General features: G+C 61.8%; 25 protein-coding genes. 14 read left to right on the top strand and 11 right to left on the bottom strand.

Going from position 1 to position 22415, the window contains the following annotated elements:
- Positions 1–28 precede the first annotated feature (28 nt).
- From egtD to FGU65_RS10415, 5 genes are all read left to right on the top strand, one after another.
- Complete coding sequence (gene egtD, locus FGU65_RS10395) at positions 29–1216, top strand: L-histidine N(alpha)-methyltransferase (RefSeq protein ID WP_301664396.1); 1188 nt, start codon at positions 29–31, stop codon at positions 1214–1216.
- Positions 1217–1308: 92 nt separating this feature from the next.
- On the top strand, positions 1309–1848 hold the full coding sequence (locus FGU65_RS10400; protein WP_301664397.1) for a flavodoxin family protein: 540 nt from the start codon (positions 1309–1311) through the stop codon (positions 1846–1848).
- A gap of 84 nt (positions 1849–1932) precedes the next feature.
- The gene (locus tag FGU65_RS10405; RefSeq protein WP_301664398.1) at positions 1933–2847 is read left to right on the top strand and encodes a S16 family serine protease; all 915 of its coding nucleotides are present in this window, start codon (positions 1933–1935) and stop codon (positions 2845–2847) included.
- Between the two features lie 241 nt (positions 2848–3088).
- The gene (locus FGU65_RS10410; RefSeq protein ID WP_301664399.1) at positions 3089–3457 is read left to right on the top strand and encodes a hypothetical protein; all 369 of its coding nucleotides are present in this window, start codon (positions 3089–3091) and stop codon (positions 3455–3457) included.
- A gap of 196 nt (positions 3458–3653) precedes the next feature.
- Entirely contained in the window at positions 3654–4394 is a 741-nt protein-coding gene (locus tag FGU65_RS10415; protein ID WP_301664400.1) for a hypothetical protein, read from the top strand.
- Positions 4395–4404: 10 nt separating this feature from the next.
- On the opposite strand, the gene FGU65_RS10420 is transcribed toward FGU65_RS10415, so the two are convergent.
- Positions 4405–4893, bottom strand: a complete 489-nt coding sequence (locus FGU65_RS10420) for a Holliday junction resolvase-like protein (RefSeq protein ID WP_301664401.1) — start codon at positions 4891–4893, stop codon at positions 4405–4407.
- Between the two features lie 107 nt (positions 4894–5000).
- Here FGU65_RS10420 and FGU65_RS10425 point away from each other — a divergent pair, with 107 nt between their 5' ends.
- The 9 genes from FGU65_RS10425 to FGU65_RS10470 all read left to right on the top strand — a co-directional run bounded on the left by FGU65_RS10425 (position 5001) and on the right by FGU65_RS10470 (position 13910).
- Positions 5001–5705, top strand: a complete 705-nt coding sequence (locus FGU65_RS10425) for a hypothetical protein (RefSeq protein WP_301664402.1) — start codon at positions 5001–5003, stop codon at positions 5703–5705.
- 84 nt (positions 5706–5789) lie between these two features.
- Entirely contained in the window at positions 5790–6323 is a 534-nt protein-coding gene (locus FGU65_RS10430; RefSeq protein WP_301664403.1) for a hypothetical protein, read from the top strand.
- A 148-nt stretch (positions 6324–6471) separates the two neighbouring features.
- A complete protein-coding gene (locus FGU65_RS10435) occupies positions 6472–7473 on the top strand; it encodes a histone deacetylase family protein (RefSeq protein WP_301664404.1) in 1002 nt (333 codons plus the stop codon).
- Between the two features lie 45 nt (positions 7474–7518).
- On the top strand, positions 7519–8727 hold the full coding sequence (ilvA, locus tag FGU65_RS10440) for a threonine ammonia-lyase (RefSeq protein WP_301664405.1): 1209 nt from the start codon (positions 7519–7521) through the stop codon (positions 8725–8727).
- 39 nt (positions 8728–8766) lie between these two features.
- Positions 8767–9393, top strand: a complete 627-nt coding sequence (locus FGU65_RS10445) for a hypothetical protein (protein WP_301664406.1) — start codon at positions 8767–8769, stop codon at positions 9391–9393.
- A gap of 228 nt (positions 9394–9621) precedes the next feature.
- Positions 9622–11724, top strand: a complete 2103-nt coding sequence (locus tag FGU65_RS10455) for an ABC transporter ATP-binding protein (RefSeq protein ID WP_367652381.1) — start codon at positions 9622–9624, stop codon at positions 11722–11724.
- Positions 11673–12455, top strand: coding sequence for an energy-coupling factor transporter transmembrane component T family protein (locus tag FGU65_RS10460; protein ID WP_301664407.1), 783 nt, complete (start codon positions 11673–11675; stop codon positions 12453–12455). The genes FGU65_RS10455 and FGU65_RS10460 overlap by 52 nt, the downstream gene beginning before the upstream one ends.
- 6 nt (positions 12456–12461) lie before the next feature.
- Positions 12462–12887 (top strand): hypothetical protein, encoded by a 426-nt coding sequence (locus FGU65_RS10465; protein ID WP_301664408.1) that lies wholly within the window; start codon positions 12462–12464, stop codon positions 12885–12887.
- A 51-nt stretch (positions 12888–12938) separates the two neighbouring features.
- Entirely contained in the window at positions 12939–13910 is a 972-nt protein-coding gene (locus tag FGU65_RS10470; protein ID WP_301664409.1) for an EF-Tu/IF-2/RF-3 family GTPase, read from the top strand.
- A 215-nt stretch (positions 13911–14125) separates the two neighbouring features.
- On the opposite strand, the gene mtrH is transcribed toward FGU65_RS10470, so the two are convergent.
- The 10 genes from mtrH to mcrG all read right to left on the bottom strand — a co-directional run bounded on the left by mtrH (position 14126) and on the right by mcrG (position 22403).
- Positions 14126–15148, bottom strand: a complete 1023-nt coding sequence (gene mtrH / locus FGU65_RS10475) for a tetrahydromethanopterin S-methyltransferase subunit H (RefSeq protein WP_301664410.1) — start codon at positions 15146–15148, stop codon at positions 14126–14128.
- A 14-nt stretch (positions 15149–15162) separates the two neighbouring features.
- Positions 15163–15903, bottom strand: a complete 741-nt coding sequence (gene mtrA, locus FGU65_RS10480) for a tetrahydromethanopterin S-methyltransferase subunit A (protein ID WP_301664411.1) — start codon at positions 15901–15903, stop codon at positions 15163–15165.
- Between the two features lies 1 nt (position 15904).
- A complete protein-coding gene (locus FGU65_RS10485) occupies positions 15905–16117 on the bottom strand; it encodes a tetrahydromethanopterin S-methyltransferase subunit F (protein WP_301664412.1) in 213 nt (70 codons plus the stop codon).
- 5 nt (positions 16118–16122) lie between these two features.
- Positions 16123–16845 (bottom strand): tetrahydromethanopterin S-methyltransferase subunit A, encoded by a 723-nt coding sequence (gene mtrA / locus FGU65_RS10490; protein WP_301664413.1) that lies wholly within the window; start codon positions 16843–16845, stop codon positions 16123–16125.
- Between the two features lie 11 nt (positions 16846–16856).
- Positions 16857–17141 carry a tetrahydromethanopterin S-methyltransferase subunit MtrB gene (gene mtrB / locus FGU65_RS10495; protein ID WP_301664414.1) on the bottom strand — a complete coding sequence of 95 codons (285 nt, stop codon included), beginning with the start codon at positions 17139–17141 and terminating at the stop codon, positions 16857–16859.
- A complete protein-coding gene (mtrC, locus tag FGU65_RS10500) occupies positions 17142–17993 on the bottom strand; it encodes a tetrahydromethanopterin S-methyltransferase subunit MtrC (RefSeq protein ID WP_301664415.1) in 852 nt (283 codons plus the stop codon). It abuts the gene before it with no gap.
- Positions 17994–18836: a tetrahydromethanopterin S-methyltransferase subunit D gene (mtrD, locus tag FGU65_RS10505; protein ID WP_301664416.1), complete on the bottom strand. Its 843-nt coding sequence runs from the start codon at positions 18834–18836 to the stop codon at positions 17994–17996.
- Positions 18833–19732, bottom strand: coding sequence for a tetrahydromethanopterin S-methyltransferase subunit E (gene mtrE / locus FGU65_RS10510; protein WP_301664417.1), 900 nt, complete (start codon positions 19730–19732; stop codon positions 18833–18835). The genes mtrD and mtrE overlap by 4 nt, the downstream gene beginning before the upstream one ends.
- A gap of 194 nt (positions 19733–19926) precedes the next feature.
- Positions 19927–21633: a coenzyme-B sulfoethylthiotransferase subunit alpha gene (gene mcrA, locus FGU65_RS10515; RefSeq protein WP_301664418.1), complete on the bottom strand. Its 1707-nt coding sequence runs from the start codon at positions 21631–21633 to the stop codon at positions 19927–19929.
- A 5-nt stretch (positions 21634–21638) separates the two neighbouring features.
- Positions 21639–22403 carry a coenzyme-B sulfoethylthiotransferase subunit gamma gene (gene mcrG / locus FGU65_RS10520; protein WP_301664419.1) on the bottom strand — a complete coding sequence of 255 codons (765 nt, stop codon included), beginning with the start codon at positions 22401–22403 and terminating at the stop codon, positions 21639–21641.
- Positions 22404–22415: the final 12 nt, after the last annotated feature.

Genomic DNA, 22415 nt, shown 5'->3' on the forward strand with positions numbered 1-22415 from the left:
TATATCTTCATCGGGATCGACATGGGCTATGACGCATTTCGACCAGGCATGGCAGAGACTCCGCAGCACCGGATCGCCGGACTGCTCCTCCGCCTCTCCCTGCCCCAGGCAGAAACGTCTGTTTCCGGAGACTGCGGATCTCCTGGATCTGCCGTCGCGCTCTGCCCTACCCCGAGTCAGGGGCGGCACCGAAACCGGGTATGGCGGGGAGGCTGTGGCGGCGGATCCGATCGGGCTCTTCGATTCGGCGAGGCTTGAGATCCGCAATTACCACATGACGTCGTACGCCGAGGAGCTCGCCCGCGATATCAGAGCAGGGCTGTCGTCCGGCCAGAAACAGATCCCCAGCAAATACTTCTATGATGAGCGGGGGTCGCGGCTCTTCGAAGAGATATGCCGCCTCCCCGAATACTATCCCACCCGGACGGAGATGGCAATCCTTGAGGAGCATGCCGGCGCGATCATGGAGCCGTTCACCGCCGGCGACCTCGTGGAGATGGGATCGGGTGCGAACTGGAAGATCTGCCGGCTCCTGGATGCGGCCGCGCAGCCGCACGGTGCCGGTATCCGCTATGTCCCGCTGGATGTGAGTGAATCCGCACTTCAGGCAGCCGCCGAAGAGCTGATCAGGATGTACGGAGGGCTGGAGGTGCTCGGTATCGTGGCAGACTTCACCAGGAACCTCGATCGTATCCCGGATGATGCCGATCGTCTCATCACCCTCTTCGGCGGCACCATCGGGAACTTTACCGATGCTGAAGCGGCGGAGCTGCTTGAAGGAGTTTCCGCCCTCATGCGGCGCGGTGATCGGTTCCTGATCGGGATGGATACCGTCAAGGATACAGATCTCCTCGAGGCTGCATACAACGATGCACGGGGCATCACCGCCGCATTTAATAAGAATGTCCTGAACGTTGTCAACCGCGAGCTCTGTGCCACGTTCGATCTCGACCTCTTCGATCACGTCGCCTTTTACAATGAAACCTCAGACCAGATCGAGATGCACCTCGCAGCACGCCAGGCGATGGCCGTCGAGATCGCCGCTCTCGATATGGTGGTGGAGTTTGAGAATGGCGAGACCATCCACACCGAGATCTCCCGCAAGTTCTCGCGGGAGCGTGCGATCCGCATCTTCGAGGATGCCGGCCTTGCACCGCAGCGCTGGTTTACCGATGAAAATGGGTGGTTTTCACTCGTGGAGCTCGTCCGGCGCTGACGGCTCTGCGTATGCTGCCGGTGGATGCCCGCACCTCTTCTGCACACCATCATTTTATACTCTGCGCCTCTCCATCAGGCCCGCGTGGGATCATGAAAACACTCGTTGTTTACACGTCGGTGCATCACGGGAATACGAAAAAAGTGGCAGAAGTCATGGCCGGGGAGCTGGAAGCCGATATGGTCAGAGCATCCGATGCCGATCCCGCGGCGGTCGGTGGCTACGATCTCATCGGCTTCGGCTCGGGCATCTATCACAACCGGCATCACCAGAACCTCCTGCGGTTTGTCGACCGGCTCCTGCCCGTCGGCAGGGATCTGCAGGAGACGATCGCTTCCATGGGGGTTGATCTTCCGTTTGCCGATCAGCTCCGGCCCGTCGGGGGGAAGCTGGCGTTTATCTTCTCGACAAGTGGACGGGGCATGGTGAAAGATCACGCCGTTCTCAGAGATCTGTTGGCGATGAAGGGGTTTCGGATCATCGGAGAGTTTGCCTGCAAGGGCTGGGACACCTATACCGTCCGTGAAGTTGTCGGTGGGATCAATCAGGGGAAACCGGATGCCGGGGATCTTGCGCGTGCCGCCGGGTTCGCCCGCGATATCGTGAAGACCTGGCAGAAGGCTGCAGCGTGATCCGGTTCCCCGAACCCTTGTCCCTCCCTTCACGAGCAGCCAAAGACTTATATCAGAGAATCGAGTATCATCGGCTGATCTCCGATGAAATACCATGCTCTCATCATCCTGCTTGCGGCTTCAGTGCTTGTAAATGTTTATTTTCTTGGCGTTGCGCCTGTTTCTTCGGGCACTGATCTCCGGGAGCTCCAGAACCGGATCCTGACGCTCGAGCAGGAGAACGCCGATCTCCTCGCCAGGGTGCAGCAGGGCAGCATGACCGTGCAGGAGGTATCTCCCGAAACGGATCTGTCGACCCTGCCGGCGCAGGCGGGTGCTCCGGCGGTGACGGAGCCGGGCTCTGTGATTGACGGGGGCGCGACGCTGCAGGCGCCGGTGATCGTTCAACAAATCGAGTACGTCCGTGATTATCCGTTTATACGCCAGCAGGTCACGGAAGGCGGTTCTCTGGTAAACATCTCGGTCGAGGTCGTCCCGGGGAAGGGCCGGGTTCTCGTCCAGACCACTCCCCTGATGGGTGTCGTCTTCCAGGACGCTGCCAATACTGCAGTCTCCGTCGCCCGGGAGCAGTCGGATGCCAATCTCTCCGGAAACGATGTGATCTTCTCGGTCGTTGCCGACAGTGCGGTGTCGGAGATCGACGGGCCGAGTGCCGGGGCACTGATGACGGCGCTCCTCCTCGCGGTGCTGGAAGACCGGCCCGTGAACGGTTCCGTTACCCTGACCGGCACCATCGACGAGCAGGGTAGAGTGGGAGAGGTCGGCGGTGTCGTCGAGAAGGCAAAGGCTGCGAAGGCGAACGGCAAGGATCTCATTCTCCTGCCCCATGAAAACAGCCGGTATATTCAGTACCGGGATGTAGTCAGAACCATCGCCGGTCTGCGGCTCACCTTCAAGCAGCCTGAGCAGATCGATACAAAAGAGTATATTGAGGAGGAGATCGGCATCCGGGTGGAGTATGTGGACGGAATCGACGATGTCATGCTGTATATCACCTGATCGTCCGCTGCCCAGATGGTATATGCAGACATGCCAGAGCCCACTCTTCCTGCCTGAAGACCCATGAAGGCTGCGCCTATCCTTGTCCTTCTCCTTGTTCTATCACTCTTCGCCAACGCCTACCTCGTGCGGTCATCGTCTCGCCGACTCTCCTCCCTGCAGGGGCTTTGCCGGTATCCACGGCGGCAACCGACCCCGGCGGTGCCCACTCCCGCCCTGCCGGAGGTTCTCCCGAGAGCAGGTGACGGAGGAGGGATCGCTCGTGAATAGCTCGGTCGAGGTCATCCTCGGGCGCGGGCGGGTGCTCGCCGCCCGGAACCGCTCGGACGTCAACTTCTCTGAGAGCGACGCGATCTTCTCGGGTATGGCGGAGAACGAGGTCTCGGCGATCGACGGGCAGCGGGCCGGGGCACTGATGACGGCACTCCTCATCTTGGTGCTCGAGAACCGGTCCGTCGCCAGTTCCATCATCCTGATCGGCACGGTCGATCCCTCCGGGAACGTCGGGGAGATCGCCGGCGCCGTTGAGAAGGTGAGGGGGGGCACGCGGGGTCGGCAAAGGCCTTTTTCTGCTCATCGGGGAGATCCGCAGGCTCATCCTGTACCGTGACGCCTTGCAGGATGTCGGCGGGTTTGGATCCGGCAGCAGCGACCAGGGGTTGTGGATGCGGAGACCTGCATCGAGGAGGAGATCGGTACCAGGGTGGAGTACATCGATACCATCGGCGACGTCATCTCCTTCCTGCGGTAGTGGGTCAGGAAAGGTTCTTCATGGTTTATATTCGTCTCTCGCCAACCGATATGGCATGAGAAGAGCGTTCATCCTTACTGCTCTCATTGCGGTCGCCCTGCTCGCATGCGGGTGCACGAACACCGCATCCGTCGGCGATCCGGCACCGACCACGACCCCTGCCGCCGGGGCGGCAGCCCCGGAGACTCAGACCCCCGAACCGTCCGTACCTGAGGCGGCCGTGCCGGTCCTGGAGTTCTCCGGGAAAGGCGAAGGCTCGCACATCGTCGATCTGGAGACGGGCACGTATATCCTCACCACCGTGCGCGAGGGCACCGGGTTCTTCATGGTTGAGCTGGAGAAGGAAAACTGCCATATCGGCCTTCGTGGGACGGATGGCCCGTATCCCGGGACACAGGCTCTCGGGATACGGATGCCCGGCCGCTACCAGATGAAGGTGACGGACGAGGGAGACAGCCCCTGGACGATCCGGATCGACCGTGCGGCAGGCACCGTCGACCAGAGCCTGCCCTATCACTTTGCGGGAATGGGCGGCCTGGTCACGGGCTTTTTCGACCTGCCCGAGGGAGAGATCCCGTTTGCCGTCCGGCACGACAGTCAGGACGACCCGTATATCTGGCTCTTCGATGAGCAGGGAAATGACATCTACGCGTATCCCGGGTGGGAAGCGCCGCTTCGCTCTCCCTGGGAGGCGCCACCGTCCGAGGGGACCGTGATCCTCACTATCCCGGAGAGCAGGGCATATCTGCTTGCCGTGGAGTGCAATGGGAACTGGACCGTGGATATCGGAGAGTAATCTCCCTCTTTTATTTTCCGTTCTGGCGGATGACCTCGTAGGTGACCCGCTGCTGCAGAATGCAGTCGCGGACGGCACGCTCCCGCTCGGAGAGGTTCGATCGCCCGCTCTTCACCTCGACGAAGGCGACGCTGGTCACCTCGCCGTCAGAGAGGCCGTTGAAGACGATGAAGTCGATAGGGGCGCCGAGGAACCGTGCATCCTTCGGGTTGTAAGCAAACTCCGGGAAGTAGGGGATGAGGTGTTCGGTCACCTTGCCCCGGATCACCGCCTCGCTCCGCGTGACGGCGTCGCGGCGGATGGTCTTCTCCTCCGCCATCTTCCACTCGCGGAAGAGCACGTCCGCCTTCTCGTCGACGAGGCGCTGCATCTCGGTCGACCGCCACTCTTCAAAGAGCGATCGCGCCCGGCGTTCGACCCGCCCTGAGAGGCGGGCGTAGCGCCAGGCGAGATAGGCAAGCAGGAGCAGCAGGGCGGCGATGATGACCGGTTCTAGCATATAGTACGAATAAACGGCAGAGAATATAGGGATTTTTAAATTCCCTGCTTGAGAGCGCTTCAGGGAGATCCACGACTTTTATATCCTCTTTGATGCCATACCCCAATATGAAACCCTCTCTCCCCTTTATCCTTCTCCTCGCTGCAGCGATCGCCGTCTGCGGGTGTTTCGGGAGCGCACCCACTGCCGACGAACCGGGCGCTTCACCGATGCCGACCCTCGAACCCGGCCCGGGCGTCTCCTTTCTGACCCTCAGCGGGACCGGGAACGCCTCCCATGCCGCCAGGCTCGATGCGGGTCTGTATCTCGCAGCGATCGAGCATACGGGAGAGGGCGCCTTCGCTCTCACCGACGCAGGCGGTGAGTTCGTGACGGTCGTGGGGCGGTTTGACGGCGGGCCTGAGCCCTACACCGGGACAACGGCGTTCGTCGTGCCCGCCGACGGCACCTACTCGCTCAAAGCCGTCGCGAACGGTTCCTGGACAATCTCCCTCGAGCGGCCGGAGCATCTCACCGACCTTGCTCTGCCCTACACCTTCGGCGGCACCGGTGACGGTGCGACCGGACTGTTTGATCTCCCTGCCGGCAATGCCACCGTTGCCATGACAAACGACGGCACCGGTCTCTTCGAGGTCTGGCTCTACGCCGAGGACGGTTCGCTCGTCCTCGACCCGACCGGCGAGCATATCGAGCCCCTCTCCTGGCACACGGGTGCGTTCGACGGTATGCGGACCGCTGCCGTGCCCGAATCCGGGACATACCTGCTCAATATCTTCTCGGATGGGGCATGGACGGTCGAGGTCCGGGTCTAATCCCTCTCCCGCCCTGCAGCCCGGTGTGATCGGATCACCGCAAAACCCTTTTCTGCTCACCGTCCAACCTTCCCGGGAAGTACCATGAAACACCGATGGATACTGCTGTTTGTAGTTCTCCTGATCGCGGCCGTTACCGCTGCATGCGTAGGAGCCCCGGAGGCCTCCGGCCGCACCTACACGGACACGGCATACGGGTATACCCTCACCTATCCGGATGGGTGGCGGTATACCGAGTCCGGCAGCAGCGTTGCGTTCCTCTCTCCGGACGGTCACGAGGAGATGCGGATCACCGCCGACCGCCTCTCGGAGAACCGGTCGGCGCTGCCGCCTGAAGATCTTCTCAGCCTGCTGAACGCCAGTTACAGCGAAGACTTTGCGCGCGATATCCCCGGAACCGAGTGGGTCTCGACGACACAGACAGAGCTCGACGGCGCCCCGGCGTACGAAAGCGTCTACTCGATCCCCCTGCAGGGCGATGAGCGTTATACCTTCGTCGCCCGCTACGCCGTGCACGACGATGTCATCTACTCCGTGATGTACACGGAGTTTCCGCCCGAGTACGATCCCTATACCGGGCACGGACCGGAGATGCTTGGGTCGTTCCGGTTCGTCTGATGGAGTGACGAGGCCTTCGGCACCCTTGCTCATGCCGGCGGGAACCGGACGGCCACCATCGAGGCGTAACAATCCCCCCTCCTTTTTCCGCCCGCGCTCCTCCAGTGGAAAAACCTTCAAATACTCGGGAGCAGATCCCTGATCACCGATGCCTGCCTGCGCTGCGATCACCGGGGAGGTCTTTGCCGGGCACAACGACCCGCGCCATCCCGAGTCCCAGAGCCGCCTTGAATGTGCGCTTGCGGGTGTTCCAAAGAGCGTGCGGCGCATTGCGCCGGAGCGTGCAGCGGTGGCGGATCTCCTGCGTGTCCATGCGCCGGAGTACATCGACGGCATCAGGGAGCGCTGCAACCGCTGCAGTCCGGGAAACGTCTGCTACCTGGACGTCGACACGTATGTCACGTCCCGCTCGTTCGAGGCCGCGCTTTACGCCGTCGGTGCCGCCTGCCAGGCCGCCGACCGTGCACAGAGCGGCGGCCATGCGTTTGCACTCGTGCGGCCGCCGGGGCATCACGCTACCCCGAGCCGGGCGATGGGATTCTGTCTCTTCAATAACATCGCCGTTGCAGCCGCGACGGCGCTGGAGAAGACCGACAGGATCGCCATCATCGACTGGGACGTCCACCACGGCAACGGCACCCAGCAGGTCTTCTACGGCACCGACCGGGTGCTCTATATCTCGCTGCACCAGGCAGGGATCTTCCCGGGCACCGGCTGGCCCGAAGAACGGGGGAGCGGTGCCGGGATCGGGTATACGGTCAACCTCCCCCTGGAGTGGGGGTCGGGGGGTGCCGACTACGATACAATCTTCGAGAAAGTCGTCTGCCCCGCCGTCGAAGCCTACCGGCCTGGCCTCCTGCTCGTCTCTGCGGGGTTCGATACTTCCTCGGACGATCCGCTCGGCTCGATGCGCCTCGAACCGGTCGACTACGGGCGGATGGTGCAGAGGCTCCTTTCCGTCTACGACGGCGGCATTGCGCTCATGCTGGAGGGAGGCTACGGCCCTTCCTCGCAGGAAGCGGTCTCCCGGGTCTATGAGGCTCTCGCCGGCCGGCGTTCTCCACCCGCTGCGGGGGCTATCCGGGAAACGACCCGTATGCTTGTGGACTCCTGGTCCGGTGCCGGGAACCGCCCGATCCCGTCTCCCTGAAAGGGAACCGAAAATGTATAGCAGGGAAGCGCCCTTACCAGAGTAATGGTCTCCCCAGAGCTCGTCCGGCAGGCTGCGGCGCGTCTGCATGGCCGGGTCATTCATACGCCGCTCACCTACTCGCCGAGTTTTTCCCGTATGACCGGGGCGGAGGTCTTCCTGAAACTTGAAAACCTGCAGAAGACCGGGTCGTTCAAGGTCAGGGGTGCTGCGAACGCGATCCTTGCGCAGTCCGCCGAGATCGGCCCCGGCGGTGTCGTCACGGCGTCTGCCGGGAACCACGCGCAGGGTGTTGCCCTCGCCGCCCGCGAGGCCGGCATCCCGGCCACGATCGTCATGCCGAGGGATGCATCCCTCTCGAAGCAGGAGGCGACGCGGGGATACGGCGCGACGCTGCTCCTGCAGGGTGAGACGCTCGCCGAAAGCCTCTTGATCGCCGGGGAGATGGCAGAAGAGAAGGATCTCTTCTTTATTCACCCGTATGACGATCCGCACGTCATTGCCGGGCAGGGGACCGTCGGGCTTGAGGTCCTGGAAGACTGCCCGAACCCCGATATCATCTTTGTTCCCGTCGGCGGCGGAGGCCTCGCTGCGGGCCTTGCCGTTGCCGTCAGGGATCAGAGGCCGGATCTGCGGATCGTCGGCGTCCAGGCAGCAGCATGTCCGTCCGCATGCGAAGCGTGCAGGGCGGGGGCACGGGTCTCTATCGATCCCGGGCACTCGATCGCTGACGGCATCACCGTCAGGCAGGTCGGTGCCGCGACGTTTCCGACCATCCGGGACCTGGTGGACGAGATTGTTCTCGTCACCGAAGATCAGATTGCCGCTGCCATTGTCCTCCTCCTCGAACGGAAGAAAATACTTGCCGAGGGTGCCGGCGCCGTAACGCTCGCTGCGCTCCTGAGCGGCGCCGTCCGGGCGCCGGCAGGATCCAGAGTCGTCCTCGTCGTCAGCGGGGGAAACCTTGACCCGCTGATCCTCGACCGCGTACTCCGCCGGCAGTTCCTTGCCATGGGCAGGATTATGCGGTTCTCTGTCTGCCTGCCCGACGAACCGGGGGCGCTCGTCGCCCTTCTCTCCCTCCTCCGGGATATCCGGGCAAATATCCTCGCCATCGACCATGTACGGCACGGCCCCGGGATTCCCCTCTTTTCGTCGCGGGTCGATATCGAGATGGAGACCCGCGGGCACGAGCATATCGCCGCGATCAGGGCCGACCTCGCCGGTGCAGGCTACGCCATCCGGGTCCGGTAGAGCGGAACCTTCATGCTCCGGCGGGAGCATGGTGCCGGCATGCACCGCTTGGATCTGAGGCGCGGGCGCGAACCGGTGCGGATACTGATCGGCGCCATGGTTATCTCCCTCCTCGCCGTGCTGGTTTCCTGCGCGGCCGCGTCCTCGATCACTGCGTACCTCGGGGAGGAGATACCTCTCTCCGGCTCCGGCACCGGAACCGATACGGTCTACCTCTTTGTGACCGGCCCGAACCTCCCGGCAGACGGCGGCAGCCTGAGCCGGCCGTTCTCTCCGGTCGTGACCGGAGAGCCGGGTACGTTCACCACGGCAGAGGTCGGAGCCGATACTGGATGGACGGTGACCTGGGATACCACGGGTATCGGGCTCGACGCCGGGACGTACCTGGTCTATGCCGTGGATGCTCCTGTCAGCCGCTCCGGTCTCGCCGGGCACGCGTATGCCGTCACCCCGGTGATCCTGATCGGCCCGGGCTCCGGGGGCGGCGTCACTACCGCGACCACACTCCCCGCATCACCGGACTCGACCACCCTGCCGCTCCGAACGGCCCGGACGGCTGCACCCACGCCGACATCTCCTGCGCCGACCCCGATGCCGGCTCCGGTCGCCGCCGCCCTCCTTGCCTGTGCCGCTCTCGGTGTTCTCCGGGTAGTGCGGCGGCGGTGAGATGCCATGCCCGCCCTCCGTGCTGCGGCGGATCCCAGAATATTTATACTTGAATGTACAACCATATACATAGATGTTTGAATGCGTTAGACCTCGCTCGTCCCCCGGGGCATACCTCTTCTGGCCGCTGCCGCAGCCCCGCTGGCGCACCTGGTGACGTTGCGTTTTCTACAATACCCATCACCCCCTCTCGCAGTGCCGTATGAACACCGAAATAACCTGATTGACATGAAATCACGTGACATAGCAATTGTCGGCATCCTTCTTGCCATAGGGGCGATCGTGAGGTATCTCTCCCTCATGGTGCCGGGACCCATCGTCTCGAACCTTGTGATCGCCTTCTACTGCCTTGCCGTCATCCTCATCCTCCCGACGGTCAGGGAGGCAATCGGCATCGGTATCGTCTCGGGCGTCGTCTGTGCGCTGATCAGCCACTCGATCTTCCCGCCCGGAAACCTGATCAGCGAACCGGTCGGCGCGGTCGTCTGCCTCGGCGTCGCCCTCCTGCTCCGCGACCGCATCGTCGTGGCACCTGCCGTGACGACCTTTATCGCAACGCTGGCAAGCGGGCTCACATTCGTTGCGATTGCCATTGCGGTTCAGTTCCCGGTCATCGTCGGCAAGTACGGCACGATCGATGCGTTCCTGGTCGTTACGGTGCCGATCGTCGTGATGGCCGCTGCCGTCAACGGCGTGGTGGCGCAGGCTCTCTACATGCCCGCATCCCGTGTTCTGCTGCGGACGCAGCACCGCCCCGCGCCGGACGGCGGTGCGAGGATCTCCGGCGGAGCCGCCCGGACTACGACGACGAACGCGCCGATCAGCATGCGAGACGTTTCCTACACCTATCCGCAGGGGACGCGCCCCGCCCTCGCCGGCATCGACCTCGATGTCGCACGGGGGGAGTGCCTCCTCGTCACCGGCCCGACCGGTGCCGGGAAGACGACGCTCTGCCTGGCTGCATCCGGCATCCTCTATCACGAGTACGGCGGGTCGTTCACCGGCACGCTCAGCCTTGCCGGGAAGGACGTCGCAGCATACCGCGACATGGGGGAGATCGGGAGAACGATCGGCGTTGTCTTCGACGATGCCGACGCCCAGCTCATCTTCACGACGGTCGAAGAGGAGGTGGCCTCTGGCCTTGAGAACCAGGGGCTCGATCGCGCCGAGATGCAGCGGAGGATGGACTACGTCGTCGACGTGACCGGTATCGGCCACCTTCTGGAGCGTGCACCGCACACCCTCTCTGGAGGCCAGAAACAGCGGGTGGCGATCGCAGCCACACTGGCGCTCGGGACGGACGTCCTCTTCCTCGATGAACCCACCGCCGAGCTCGATACGATCGCCACCGACGCCATCTTCCGGATTCTGCAGCGCCTGAAGGAGGAGGGAAAGACGATCGTGATCGTCGAGCACAAGATCGATGAGCTCTCCCGGCTCGCCGATCGCATGATCCTGATCGAAGACGGACGGATTGCCGATGAAGGCGTCCCGGAGATGCTGCTGAAGAGCGATCGCGTCAGAAGTCTCATCGAGGTTGCCTGCGAACCCGAACCCGTCACCGCCCCCGCCGCTCCGGTTTCTGCTCCGGTGCACCTCTCTGCCGGCGTCACCCCGATCATAACCGTGCACGGGCTCGTCCACCGGTATGATGAGACGGCTGCTCTTGCAGGCGTCGATCTTGAGATATTCCCGGGAGAGATCGTCGCCATCGTCGGTGAGAACGGGTCCGGGAAGACGACGCTCGTCAAACATTTCAACGGGCTGCTCAGGCCGACCGAGGGCACCGTTCTCGTTGACGGGCTCGATACGGCCACGACGTCCATCACGGAGCTCGCCCGGCACGTCGGCCTCGTCTTCCAGAACCCTGACACCATGCTCTTTGCCGAGACGGTTGCAGAGGAGATAGCATTCGGCCTCGGGAATATCGGGCTTGCCAACCACGGAGAACTGATCGATGCCGTCCTCGCAGAGGTTGGCCTTTCTGATTACCGGGATCAGTACCCCCGCTCCCTCAGCCGCGGCGAACGCCAGCGGCTTGCCCTTGCCTGCGTCATCGCCATGCGCCCGAAGGTGATCGTCCTCGACGAACCGACGACCGGACTCGATGCCCGGGAGACGCAGCGTGTGATGGAGATCGTCCAGAGGCTCCAGAGAGAGGGGTGCACCATCCTGATGGTCACTCACAACATGCGGCTCGTGCGTGAGTACGCCGACCGTATCATTGCAATGGAACACGGAACCATCCTCCGGGACACCCGGAACTTTGAGGAGATTGCATGCCAGAAATTATGCAGTATATCAACAGGGACAGCTACTTTCACCGCGTAAACCCCCTGACAAAGGTTGTGTTCACCGTTGTCGTGGTCGTCCTCGCCGTCATCCTGACCGATGTTGCGGCGCTCACGCTGCTCGTCGGGCTGATCCTGCTTGCAGCAGCGGTGAGCGGCCTTGCCCGCGAGCTCCTGCGGCAGGCGCCCCTCCTCGTATCCCTCGCGGTCAGCCTGCTCCTCCTGACGGTGCTGACCCTGCAGAGCGGCGAGGTGCTGGGATACCTGATCCCGATCTTCGGCGGGTACGTCCCGATCACCACCGGAGCCGTCGATCTTGCGGCATCGATGACCCTGCGGTTTGTCGCGATGATTTTTGCTTTCCAGCTCTTCATCGTCTCCACGCAGCCCCGCGACCTCGTGCAGGTGATGGACCGGCTGCATATGCCGGTCGATTACACCCTGATGTTCCTGATCGCGCTGCGGTTCATCCCGAGCCTCCAGCTCGAGGGGAAGCGGATCCACGAAGCACAGCTTGCCCGGGCATATGCGCCCGGCAAGGGACTTATGGGAAAGATCCGGAGCCTTTTCCCGGTGGTCATCCCCCTGGTCTCAAACTCCCTTGGAAAAGCGAACGTTCTCGGCCTGACCATCGACCTGCGGGGATATCGGAACGGGATGCGGACGTCGATGCGCGATCTCGGGTTCGGGACGGCGGACGGCGTCGGGTTCGCCCTGATGGGGGTCTGCACCGCCGGGTTCGTTGCGCTTATACTGCTGCAGAGCGCATAAGATCGCATGACCGGCCGGACAGAAGGCGGGAATGCCCATCCCCTCCGGGATTCGTTTTTTGAGTTTTACATCGGGGGAGGTGCTGCATCGCCGCTCTACGTCAAAATCCACGACGGCACGCTGCACTGTGAGCAGCCGTCGGGAGACCGGTTCTCCGGTGAGGTGCAAACCCTCGCCCCTGACCCCGGTGCATGGGCGGCATTCTGCGATGCGCTTGACCGGATCGGTGTCCGGGACTGGGAGCCGGAGTATGCCGCCCCGCACGGCTGCTCTGATGTAACCTACTGGTATCTCCGCCTGGAGACAGACGGGTGCGTGGTTGCATCGTGCGGCGCGGATGCGTATCCGCCCGGCGGCTCCGGTGGGCCCACCGAACCGTTCCGGGAGTTTGTTGCTGCAGTGCGGCGGTTCATCGGCGCTTGCAGCCGGTAAATCTACAGGTGCCATAACCTCTTATTTTTCCGCGGCGAACCTCTATGCACCATGGGAAACCTGAATGTAGCAGTGCTGGCGCCGGAGGGCTATGCCAAAGACCTCGGCAAGAAAGGCACGACCTCCGATATCACGTTCTATAATCTCAAGAAAGGTGAGGATACGGTCACCCTCATCGAACCGACCCGCTACCCTGACCGCCTGGCTCCGCTCTTTTTTGCGGCGTCGATGGCCGACTACGCCATCGTCGTGCTCGACGCGATAACCCCGACCTTCGGCGAATGGGTGCTGATGCTCCAGTCGACCGGCGTTGTGCAGGGTGCGATCATCCTGAAGAACTACCTGATGCCCGACGCCGTCAGGCCGCTCACCAAGGGGACGGTGCTCGAGGGCTACGAGTTCGTCGAGGAGGACATGATCGCCATGCGGGAGCGGCTGCTCGACGCGGCTGCGGCGAAAACCCCCGCACCTCCCGATGCAAAGTCGCCGTCCTGCGGCACGGTCTCGATCGATCATCACTTCAATGTGCGGGGTATCGGCACCGTCGTCCTCGGCGGCGTGGAGCGTGGATACATCAAAAAGCACGATTCCCTGAAGATCTACCCCGGGGAAAAACCGGTACAGCTCCGGTCTATCCAGAAACACGACGACGACGCCGATTGGGCTGGTGCCGGCGACCGGGTCGGCCTTGCACTGAAGAACATCGAGGCGGAAGACCTCGACCGCGGCTTCGTCCTCTCAAACGACGAGTCGCTGCAGGTCCGTGATACCCTTGAGGCGGAGGCGGCCCTCGTCGCTTACTGGCCGGCGCCGCTCAAGGAAGGGATGGTGCTCCATCTCGGGCACTGGATGCAGTTTGTCCCGGCGCGTATCGATGCGGTGACCGACGACGGCGACTGGCGACGGCCGCGGCTGACCCTGACGCTTGAAAAGGAGATCGTCTCCCTGCCGGGCGGACGTGCGGTGCTGCACTACCTCGACGGCGGGAAGCTTCGTATCGCCGGAACGATCGATCTGCCCTGAAAAACTGCAGAATTGCAGGTCTTCAGAGCCGGGTATCTTTTTTCGCTATCTCCGATCCGTTCGCCTTCCTGAAGGACTCGGGAAATGGCGCTGGGGATGCGACGCTACCGGTTTTCTCCGTCTGGCGTGGGCTTTCGCAAGCAAAATCCCTTCGGAAATGACCGAAGATCCGTATTGCCGGGAGCACCCGGACGGCTGCAAAAAAAAGGGAGTGTTTAGACCAGCTTGAAGAGCGGGTGGTTCTCGGTCTGGGGCTGGAGTCCGAGCTCCCGGGCTGCCTCTGCAAGGACGATATCGGAGAACGCGATAGCGGTGGATGCACCTTCACAGTTCTCGATAGGCCCGTACATGATGAGGTCGGCGCCGAGCGTGGCTGCCATGATGTTGCACCCGATATCGGGGCTCGACCATGCGGCCTGGCGGATACCCTCGAATCCACCGAAGTGGTGGTGCGCCATCTGCTCGAGGAGAAGGTCCTTGCCCTTGTACTGGTCGGCGAGAACGCTCTTTCTCCAGCGCTTGAGCCACGTCCAGGAGACGGTCATGTTGTGGTAGGCACCGCCGGTCGGCAGTCCGTGGATGGCCTTGCAGGCGAGGATCTCACGGAAGGAGCCGCCTGAACCGAGACCGAGCGGGGTTGCCGCGGTGTCGAGAATCGGGCGGGTGATACCGCACTCTTCTGCGATACCCATCATGCTCTTTTCCTGTCCGGCGACGCCACCTTCGGCGAGCACCTGCTCACGGCCGCGGACGGACGGGTCGCCGGGATTGAATGCAAGGACGATAGCGGCGTTGACGTCGCTCTCTTTCAGTGCCTGCATGTTCTCCGGCGTGATGGAACCGTTGATCGAGTTGTAGATCGCACGGTCGGCGAGACCGACCTCGGTCACGTACTTGCAGGCGTGGGCGAGTGCCGCCGGCGCCGACGAGTCCATCAGGAACGCGGTCGTGTTGTCGATGCTGTCGAACCAGCTGAAGTAGCTCTCGAAAGCCTCACCGTACTCGGCGATGATCTGGATGAAGTGGGGAATTCCGGTGATGTCGGAGAGTTCCTGACAGCGGTTCCAGAGCGCCTCTGCGCGTGCCTTGTCAATCTTGCCAGTGTGGTCGTCGAGCACTGTCTCGTGCTTGTTATAGAAGATCGATGCACCGAGAACCCGCGGGTATTCGCCAGGCTGCCCACCGATCTTGGTACCGTTGAAATCAAGTACCGTCTGCTCTTTCTCAAACTTGAACATATTTTCAATCCTCCTTACGCAATGCCACCCAGTTTCGGCAGCAATACCAACAACATCATGAATACAATCAGGCCTGCGACCAGTCCGTACAGGATGCCGATATCGCGGCCGACTTTTCTGCCGACCCGCTGGGCGATCTCTGCATCGACGAATTCGATCTGCTCTTCGATTGCATCGAGCCTGGACTCGATCTCAAGGAACTGCGGGTTTGCACCTGCAACCGCGCCGCCCATCTCTGCGCCGCCTGCTTCCTTGACCTCGATGACCATGGGTTCGGCACCGAACGCGCCGGGGTCTTTTGCCGTGAGTTCCTTGATCTTCGCGGAGATCGCACCCATGTCCTCGGATTCCATGATGTCGACCATCTCGACCTGTTCCTGGAACCGGCCGATGGCTGCGTCATCAAGGTTCTCGATGAAGGGGATTGCGCCCTGGGCGCCGACGATCTTTCCTCCGGAGACACCGCCCGCGTGCAGAGCGATGAAGCTCTGTCCGGAGAGGTGGCCTTTGACCTCGGTTCCACAGTTCAGGACGAACCTGATGTTGGGGTTTGAGATGATGTTTGCGATGATCTTCTCAAGACCCAGGTTCTCGGTCTTACAGGAGCCGGCGATTGCGGCTCCTGCATCGCAGATGCCCTGCTCGTCGAGGTGAGATCCCATGGTGACGACGGCGACGCAGCTCTGTGGGTCTCCCGTGTGGAAGTCACCCTGAACAATCGGCCATCCGCTGGCTGGAGATTTCTTCTCTGCCATGTTAGATCGCCCCCAGGAGGACTGCCGGCACCAGGATGAACAACATGGCGGCGATGATGCCGACTGCAAAGCCGACGAGACCGCCGCTCTGGATGCCTGACTCAAGCTTGTTCGTGCGGGCCATAATCTGAGCCTTATAGCGGATGTTGCCCATCGTTCTGTCGATGGCGGCCATCCTGATAGGGCCTGCTGATTTAGTACCTTCTTCTGCCACTTATATCACCCGAGCAATATGAACCCCAGAATGGCGAACGACACGATCAGACCGATCATGAGCCCTTCGATCTTTCCTGCATACACGCCGGCTGCAAACCTGTCGCGGTATCCGATGTCGGTGACCATCTGCTCGATGATCTTCATGCGGGCATGGATGAGAGCAAGTTCACCGGAGAGCGGTCTGACTTCACCGCCGACCTCCTCTTCGCCTGCACCTGCTTCCTTGACCTCGATAACCATGGGTTCGGCGCCGAACGCGCCGGGGTCTTTTGCCGTGAGTTCCTTGATCTTCGCGGAGATCGCACCCATGTCCTCGGATTCCATGATGTCGACCATCTCGACCTGTTCCTGGAACCGGCCGATGGCTGCGTCATCGAGGTTCTCGATGAAGGGGATTGCGCCCTGGGCGCCGACGATCTTTCCTCCGGAGACACCGCCCGCGTGCAGAGCGATGAAGCTCTGTCCGGAGAGGTGGCCTTTGACCTCGGTTCCACAGTTCAGGACGAACCTGATGTTGGGGTTTGAGATGATGTTTGCGATGATCTTCTCAAGACCCAGGTTCTCGGTCTTACAGGAGCCGGCGATTGCGGCTCCTGCATCGCAGATGCCCTGCTCGTCGAGGTGAGATCCCATGGTGACGACGGCGACGCAGCTCTGTGGGTCTCCCGTGTGGAAGTCACCCTGAACAATCGGCCATCCGCTGGCTGGAGATTTCTTTTCTGCCATGTTCTTTCACCTCACACAAGTCCGAATACAATGACACCTGCAATCAGCAGGCCGACTGCCATTCCGTACCAGAATGCGGTCACGCTGCCGGCGATCGTGAGGACGCCCTCTCTGTTCGGGAACGACGCGAGGAAGTTCCCTTCACCGGAGAGCATGCCCACGAGGTCGTCGGCGATCGTCTCGAGCTCGGCCACCTGGTCGATCACCGGTGCATACGATTCACCGGCGGTGGTAACAAGGCCGATGATCGGGTCTGCGACGAGACCGAATTCGGGCAGTACAAGAACGTATCCCATTTATGCACCTCCCTTCGGCTCAAGGATCGGCTTTGCATCGAGCCATGCGTAGGCATCGCGCTTGGAGAGCTCGATGTACTTCGCATAGGTGTAGTACCAGCCTGCGACGGAGACCACGAGCGAGATGACCGCCGGGATGAACCCGATGAACGCGAACGACATGACCGAGATGACGATCATCGAGAGGAAGCCGCACTCTGCAGCGAGCATGAGTGTGCGGTCCTGCTGCTCGCCGGGGCCGAGACAGGCGTTGAACGAGTGCTGAATGGCGATTGCACCGAGCATGAAGAGAACGGCAACGATGCTGCCGCCGATGACCGATGCGGCGTACGACTCAACGGTGAACCCGAGGAACGTCGTGGTGCCGACGGCGAGGCCGAGGAAGTCGAACGTTCCGCCGACCATGACCGCGAACCCGAGAAGCGTCAGCGCACCGACGATTGCAAGCTCGGTCAGCGACATGATCATGACCGGGATGTCCATACGGACGACCTTGTTCGCCAGGAACCCGGCGATGGCGCCGACGATCGCCGAGACGATCAGGGCGACGATCGGAGCGAGGATGCCGGTCGTGGTTGCAAGCAGCATGGCCACGACACCGGAACCGAGTGCGATCATACCTGCGGAGGGCACACCCGTACCGAGACCGTAGCTGCAGAGGTGCTTGATCGTGTCGGTTCCCCATACGAGCGCTGCGACGGCACCAAGGCCGCCGAGGAACGAGAAGACCGTCGTGTCAAAGATCACGTTCAGGTAGGTCAGGTAGATGAGCACCAGGGATCCCACGAGGCCGTAGATCAGAATCTGGTTGTGCGGGATTCCGCCTGCACCGACTTCTACTTTCACTGTCATTTAGAGCACCCCCACCAGCATGATTGCAACGATCCCGGTTACGGCGGAAGCGACTGCTGCTGCAATCACTGCACGCGGGAACCGCTTGAACTTGGGGTCGTGCGGGCCTTCGATGGTACCGGTGATGTTGTATGCTGCCAGAACGGCGTTTACAAGGAACATACCGACTGCGAAGATACCGGCAAGCGAGACTGCCACGGGTGCGATCTCCTCGACGGATGCGTTCAGGGTAACGGGGAGAACTTCCTCATAGACCCCGAGGAGCATGAGGTAGATCAGCGTTCCGCCAAGGCCGCCGAGCGTACCGCCGATAACACCGCCAACATAGGAGATGAACGGAAGTCCGTGTCCCTCGGTTCCCTGGCTCTTGTATGCCGGGAATGTGTCGCCCGTGATCGGGTCTTTGTCGACCTTACCGGATGCGGCAGGGATACCCATGCCGAAGATGTAGGTGACGTTGACCATGAGACAGGTGATCGCCATCATCAGGCCGCCACCGACTGCGCCGCCGGCAAGTGCGACGGCGAGGCCGAACTCAGCTGCCCATGCGCCGCCGAAGAGTCCGGCAAGGCCGGCACCGGCTGCGAGCATCGCCACACCGGTAGCGATACCGGGGGCCTGACCCATTGCAGCGGGAGCACCGCCGACAGGGACGAAGTGGACACCGAAGGCGACCAGAACGCCGCCGATGATGATGCCGATGAGCGCGATGAGGCCTGCCATCTGAACGACGAAGAACGCGATGGCGAGGGCGATGATGATGAGAACAAGTCCGCCGACGATACCGATTGCGGTTGGCTGCTGAACGCCGCCGGTCTGTGCGGGTCCGCCGAGTGCGCTCATGCTGCAGCCTCCTCGGTTTCAGTCGTGTAGGGTCCGAAGTTCTTGCGTGCCCAGACCTCGATGTAACGGTCGATGACCATGAAGACGAGGATAATGACGACACCAACGATGATCGGTGCCCAGACGTTGAGTTCTTCAAAGACAACGGTACGCCAGAGTTCGAAGAACACGATCAAACCGAAACAGACACCCGATGCCGGGCCTCCGAGTTTGGTCGTGAACCAGCCGTTGTCGATGGAGCTCCTCTGACCGGCTTCCGCGTAGCGGACGATGTTGCCGGACGCGGAGATCGGAACACCGGCGCCGAACTTCTGTTCCTGGTACTGCCGCTCCTTTCCGTAGAACGGGTTACCGGTTGCAGAGCCGGCTGCACCGAGCGCAATACCCCATACGAGGCCGAGCAGCGGCAGCGGGAAGGGGTGCCCGAGTGCGGCGTTCATCAGGTGGCACATCGCTACCGTCGTGAAGATCGCGACGAACGCATGCGCCATGGTCACGGTGGTTACCGACTTGATGATGTCGATGTACACCGGCTGTCCGAATTTTGCGAGACTTGCGGTACGCCCAAGATACGCAGTCGTTGCGTACACACCCTGTACGAAGACTGCAAGGGCGCTCCCGATTACGATTGCAAGAATCGCGTTTATCTGCATCGCCATGAATGCCCAGGCAATGCCAGCGCCCAGCGCAACCCAGAGACCGTAGGCGGGCGGTTCACCGGCAACAGCCTTGTTGAAAATACGGTGAATATAGCCCATCTGCGGAGCAAGCTGAACCTGTGAGTTCGGATCACCCTGTGATCCGATGTCAGACTCAGTGTCCTCCGCAGCGCCGGCAACGGTTGCAAGAGCACCTGCCATTGCGGTAATTCCGATGCCAAACAATATCTGTTCCATTTAGCATCCTCCCTGCGTGCTTCTACGCACCAGAGTTCAGTACAAAACCTTTGTGGTTCATCTAACAGTTGTTTATGACTTAATTAAAGGTTTCGAAAAGTTTTGGCGTTTAAATTTGCGAAATGCAAAAAGTCGCTCAAACCACTCGTTTTCGCATGTGCGTTTACGCTAAAGAAAAAAAAGTTGTGTTGGGTTTACCGTGCCGGAATGATGAGCGAACGCTCGCCGGCGGGCATGAACTCGCGGATTGCTCCCTTCGCGAACTCGCGGCGGGGCTCGGCGAAGTTGAACTTCAGGGACGGGTCCGCGAAGCAGATCTTCACGAGCGGGTTGAACGACCAGGCGTCGCCGCGGCTGTAGTGGGCACTGCCGACGATGGCGGCGTACTCGCCCTGGTGTCCGACGTTCATTGCGTAGTTCGGGTAGTTCGGTCCGCGCACTTCTCCCATCGCACCCTCGTCGGGCCGCATGGAGAGCGAGTTCGAGGAACCGCACTGGTCCTGCAGGTCGTAGCCGAAGAAGCCGAGACGCGACCAGCCGTCCTTGTGCAGGAGCATGGAGAGGTACCATCCGTTCAGACCGGCGTTGGAGTTGCCGGTAGCGATTGCGGTGGAGAGACCGCAGGCGGCAGCCATGACACCGGCACGCTGGGAACCGCCGAAGTGGTCCTCCATCAGGGTCGGGAACTGCTCGTACTGCTCCATGGCGTTGAGGTTGACCTCGGTTGCGATGTCGTTGACGACTTCCTGGGTGGGCTTGACCTTGTCGTCCGGGTTCGGGTTCTTCCAGTCGACGTTGTACTTGTCCTTGATGTAGTCCATACCGTAGTAGGTGTACTCATCCAGGATGTTGTCGGTGTATGCCGCGGTCGCGTACTGGGTGAACCCGACACCGCCGGACATGTAGGAGCCGAGCCAGATCTGGTCAAAGAGCATGGTGCCGGCACCGACAACCTCAAGGGACGCCTTGGCGGGGTCGTGCGGGTGCGTGCGGTCAGTCTGGATGATGTCGGAGAAGAGACCGAACATGATACCACCGGGCTCGTTCGGGCCGCGGGCACGGCGGGCGGGCAGGTGGGATGCCATCTGGATGACGCCTGCGTGCTTTGCGGCGTACGACAGGTCGGCGACGGCTGCCTCACCGGCGCACATGCGGTACGCACCGATGAAGGACATACCGATCTGCATGGCGGACCACCGGGAGGTCGTTCCACCGTCGCAGGTGCGGGAGACCGAGGTCGGGATGTGGATTGCCTGGTACATCGACTTGCCGACGGCCGCCTTCAGGGCTTCCGCCTGCTTTGCCGGGAAGAGCTTCTCGATGTTGAGCAGGAACTGGGGCTCGATGTCGTCGGCCATCTCGTCGTCGCCGGTGAAGACCTTGACGTAACAGTCGTCGACGAGGCCGGGGTGGGTCTCGACCATGTGCTCCTGAACGACTGCCGCGCCGGGCATTGCGTGGTTCAGGACATGGAGGTACTCGTTGATCGTCTCGGGGGTAACTTCCTTGCCGAGACGCTTCTGCAGGGTCTGGTGGGCAAGGTCCATGCCGACGATGACCGTCCTGCGGATGTCGTCCCAGAACTGCTGCATGGCAGCGTTGTTGACGAAGTGCAGGTCGTCACCCTCCACAAAGACGCCGGTGCCGGAGACCTCGTAGGTCATCAGCTGGCGCTGGCCGAGCGGGATACCGCCGAGGTGGCAGCGCTCGGGTTCATACATGGAGATGCCACGGTCCATCTCGATGGCGCGGCTCGCCTTCATGAACTCCATCTTGCGGGGAGACTGTTTCAGACCGCCGAACTTGTAGAACTCGGTCGTCTCGGACTCGACGTCCTGTCCCTGGAACTTCTCCTTGAGGGCTTTCAGGAACAGTTTCTGGGATCTCTCAATCTTTGCCATGTGAATCACTCCTCCTTGGGCATGAAGCCGTATTTCGTACGCAGCGAGTGGATCCGCTGAACGTATTCGACATATTCAGCATCGTCACGGTAGGCGGTGCCGACGAGCGAGTGGTAGATGGTGCTGTGCGCCTTGAGCCAGTTCTCGTCGAGGGGCTTGCCGACTTCGACGGCACGGTCGAGGGGCTCACCGATCTGGTCCTTGACGTAGCGGACGACGCCGTCCTCGCCGAGGACACAGCGCTGGAGCATATCGAACATCATGCCGTCCTCTGCGAGACGGAGCGAGTGGCCGTGCACGGTCGCACCACGGATGCCGATGCGGGCAGGGTCGAACATCTCGGTCTCGATGAGTTCCTTGGAGTACTTCTCGAGGTCACGCTCGCGGCACTCGACGATCTGACGGCCGGAGAGCGTACCGGGGTCGATACCACGGAACCGGTAGCACTCGGTGTAGGTCCGCTGGTAGGGCTGGGACGGGGCGTTGAACATCGAGTCCGCGAACTGGATGTAGCGGACGCGGTCGCCGGCCTTGGCGCCCTCGGTCGCGGCGACGATCTTGCGGATGGGGCAGTCGGGTTCCTGCTGCTCGGCGAGCGGCGGGTGGGCGGTCGGGTAGGCGGATCCCGGGGCGCGGTGGCCGAGGATCAGCACGACGTCCTCATCGGTGATGTCCCGCATCTTCTCAAGTTTGTACTCCGGGTTCATCTGCTTGCGCCGGTTCTCGGCGACCTGCGTGGTTCCCGGTCCATACTGGGGTTTGTATGCCATATTGCTTTTCAC

This window comes from Methanoculleus frigidifontis (assembly GCF_030464345.1).
GTDB lineage: Archaea > Halobacteriota > Methanomicrobia > Methanomicrobiales > Methanoculleaceae > Methanoculleus_A > Methanoculleus_A frigidifontis.